This is a genomic window from Streptomyces sp. FH025 (genome assembly GCF_017427025.1).
Classification (GTDB): Bacteria; Actinomycetota; Actinomycetes; order Streptomycetales; family Streptomycetaceae; genus Kitasatospora.
Window position 1 is genome coordinate 1 of sequence record NZ_JAFLNG010000851.1, and the last position, 2,870, is coordinate 2,870.

Below are 2,870 nucleotides of genomic sequence, written 5' to 3' on the forward strand. Positions count from 1 at the left end.
TCATCTGTCATCTGTCATCTGTCATCTGTTCTCTGTCGCCTGTTCGCTGTCATTCGCCCGCGATGACGGCTGTCCCGTCCACGATCACGGTTCCCTCCCTGGCGCGACCAGGGCGCGTACAGGGGCGCACAGTGGTGCCCACCGTGGTGCGAGCCGCCTCACGCGACCCGAACCGACCCATACCGCTCCGGCCGAGCGCCGAGCGCCGACCACCGCCCCGTCGCCGGAGGCTCAGCCCGGGAGCCGCCCCGAGGCGACCACCCGGCTGAGGAACTGCCGGGTCCGCTCCTCCTGCGGATCGCCGAACACCTGCTCCGGCGGCCCCTGTTCGAGCACCACCCCGCCGTCCAGGAAGCAGACCTGGTCGGCGACCTCGCGCGCGAAGCCCATCTCATGGGTGGAGAGGACCATCGTCATCCCCTGCTCCTTGAGGTCCCGTACGACCGAGAGCACCTCCCCGACCAGCACCGGGTCGAGCGCCGCGGTGATCTCGTCGAGCAGCAGCAACCGGGGCCCGGCGGCCAGCGCCCGCACGATGGCGACGCGCTGCTGCTGCCCGCCGGAGAGCCGGTCCGGGTACTCCTTCGCCTTCGCCGCCAGCCCGAGCCTGTCCAGCAGCTCCAGCGCCCGCGCCTCGGCCTCCGCCCGTCCGGCCCGGTGCACCCGGCGCGGCGCGAGCGTGATGTTGTCCAGCACCGTCATGTGCGGGAACAGGTTGTACGACTGGAAAACCACCCCGATCCGGCGCCGTACGGCGTCCTCGTCGGCCCGGGGGTCGGTGATCTCCTCGCCGTCCAGGAAGATCGCCCCGTCGTCGATCCGCTCCAGCAGGTTGACGCACCGCATCAGCGTGGACTTCCCGGAGCCGGACGCCCCGATCAGTGCCGTCACCGAGTGCTCGGGCACAGCGAGGCCCACGTCGCGCAGCACCACCTGGCCGCCGAAGCTCTTGCGCACCGACTCCAGCCGGAGCACGTCGCCCGAACCCGCGCCGGCGCCCGAACCCGAACCCGCGCCCGCAGCTGCACCTGCGCTCGGACTCGCGAGACCCGCGGTCATACCGCACCCCCTTGGAACTGGCGACGGTTCATCCGGCCGGTCAGCCAGTCGGCGAACCGGGTCAGCGGAATGGTCAGCACGATGAACACCAGCCCCGCCACCAGGTACGGCGTGAAGTTGAACGAGTGCGCCGCGATGATCTTCGCCGCGTACACCGCGTCGATCGCACCGCCGATGGAGACCAGCCCGGTGTCCTTCTGAAGGCTCACCAGGTTGTTCAGCAGCGGCGGCACCACCCGGCGCACCGCCTGCGGCAGCACCACGTACCGCATCGCCTGCGCGTTGGTCAGCCCCAGCGACCGCGCCGCCGCCCGCTGGCTCGGGTGCACCGACTCGATGCCCGAGCGGAAGACCTCCGACACGTACGCCGAGTACGTCAGCACCAGTGCCGCCCCGCCGAGCAGCAGCGGATCGGTGGTCACCCCGCTGAGCCGGAGCGCCGGCACCCCGGTGATCATGACCAGAAGGCAGATGATCATCGGCAGCCCGAGGAAGAAGTCCACGTACGCCGTCGCCAGCAGCCGCACTGGCAGGAACACCGGCCCGCGCAGCGTCCGCAGCACCGCGAGCAGCAGACCGAACAGGAGGATGAGCACCCCGCAGCCGAGCATCAGCTCCAGGTTGAGCCGCAGCCCCCGCAGCACCTCGGGCAGCGCCTGCCGGGCGTAGTCCAGGTTGAAGAAGGTGCGCCGGGTCACCTCCCAGCCGGGGGAGTTGACGATCAGCAGGTAGAGCGCGACCGCCGTCACCAGGGTCGACGCGGTGGCGATCAGCGCCGAGCGCCGGGCCCGTCCGCGCCGGTACGCCTCGTGCGCCAGCCGCCGCTGGGACGGGCGGTAGCCGTCGTCCGCGTCCTCGGCCCCGTCCTTCGTGACGTCGACCGGTTCCGCCGTTCTCGCGTCCCCGCTCACTTCAGCACCGGTGCCGAGACGGCGTCGGACAGCCACTGCTTCTCGAGCTTCGCCAGCGTCCCGTCCGCGCGCAGCGCGTCCACCGCCTGCGACACGCAGGTGGTCAGCTTGGAGCCCTTGTCCAGCACCAGGCCGAACTGCTCACCCTGCGAGGCCGTCTCGAACTGCCCCACCACCTGAGCCTCCGGCACCTCGGCGCCGGTGATGTAGAAGGCGGTCGGCAGGTCCACCACCAGCGCCTCGACCTGACCGTTCTTCAGCGCGGCCTTGGCCAGGTCGTTGGAGTCGAACACGGCCGGCTGGGTGCTCGGCTTGATGGTGTTGGTGACGGTGTCCAGGCTGGTGGTGCCGACCTGCGCGCCCAGCTTGGCGCCCTTCAGATCGGCGATGCTCTTGGCATCCGCCGCCTTCGAGCCCTTCAGCGCGATGACGGCCTGGCGCACGTCGTAGTAGCCGGAGGAGAAGTCCACGGCCTGCTTGCGCTCGTCGCTGATGGACACCTGGTTGATGTCGAAGTCGAAGTCCTTGGCCCCCGGCGCGGTCGCCTTGCCGAACGGCGAGACCACCCAGGAGACCTTGTCCTTCGGGTAGCCCAGCTTCTCCGCCACGGCGTACGCCACGGCCGACTCGAAGCCCTTGCCGTTCTCCGGCTTGTCCTCGGAGAACCACGGGTCGTACGCCGGCTTGTCGGTGCCGATGGTCAGCTTCCCGGACGTACGGGTGGCCAACCCGCCCGGCGCGCAGCTCGCCGCCGCAGCGGCCGCACCCGCCGTGCCCGAGGCACCGGAGGCGGCGGCCCCGTCGGACTTGGCGTCCTGCGGCGCGCACGCGGTGAGCGCGGCGGCGGCCACCAGCGCGGCGAGGGGCAGTGCGGCGGACGGCTTGCGGAGGGTCATGACA

3 protein-coding genes are annotated in these 2,870 nt (G+C 71.0%); all 3 read right to left on the reverse strand.

All coding sequences use genetic code 11. The features are described 5' to 3' along the window. Positions 1-231: 231 nt before the first annotated feature. From J0670_RS34760 to J0670_RS34770, 3 genes are read right to left on the reverse strand one after another with little or no spacing between them, the layout of a single operon-like run. Complete coding sequence (locus J0670_RS34760) at positions 232-1,059, reverse strand: amino acid ABC transporter ATP-binding protein (RefSeq protein WP_207816431.1); 828 nt, start codon at positions 1,057-1,059, stop codon at positions 232-234. Then, a complete protein-coding gene (locus tag J0670_RS34765) occupies positions 1,056-1,970 on the reverse strand; it encodes an amino acid ABC transporter permease (RefSeq protein ID WP_207816441.1) in 915 nt (304 codons plus the stop codon). Before J0670_RS34765 ends, J0670_RS34760 begins: the two co-directional genes overlap by 4 nt. Then, positions 1,967-2,866 (reverse strand): ABC transporter substrate-binding protein, encoded by a 900-nt coding sequence (locus J0670_RS34770; RefSeq protein ID WP_207816443.1) that lies wholly within the window; start codon positions 2,864-2,866, stop codon positions 1,967-1,969. The genes J0670_RS34765 and J0670_RS34770 overlap by 4 nt, the downstream gene beginning before the upstream one ends. Positions 2,867-2,870 lie beyond the last annotated feature (4 nt).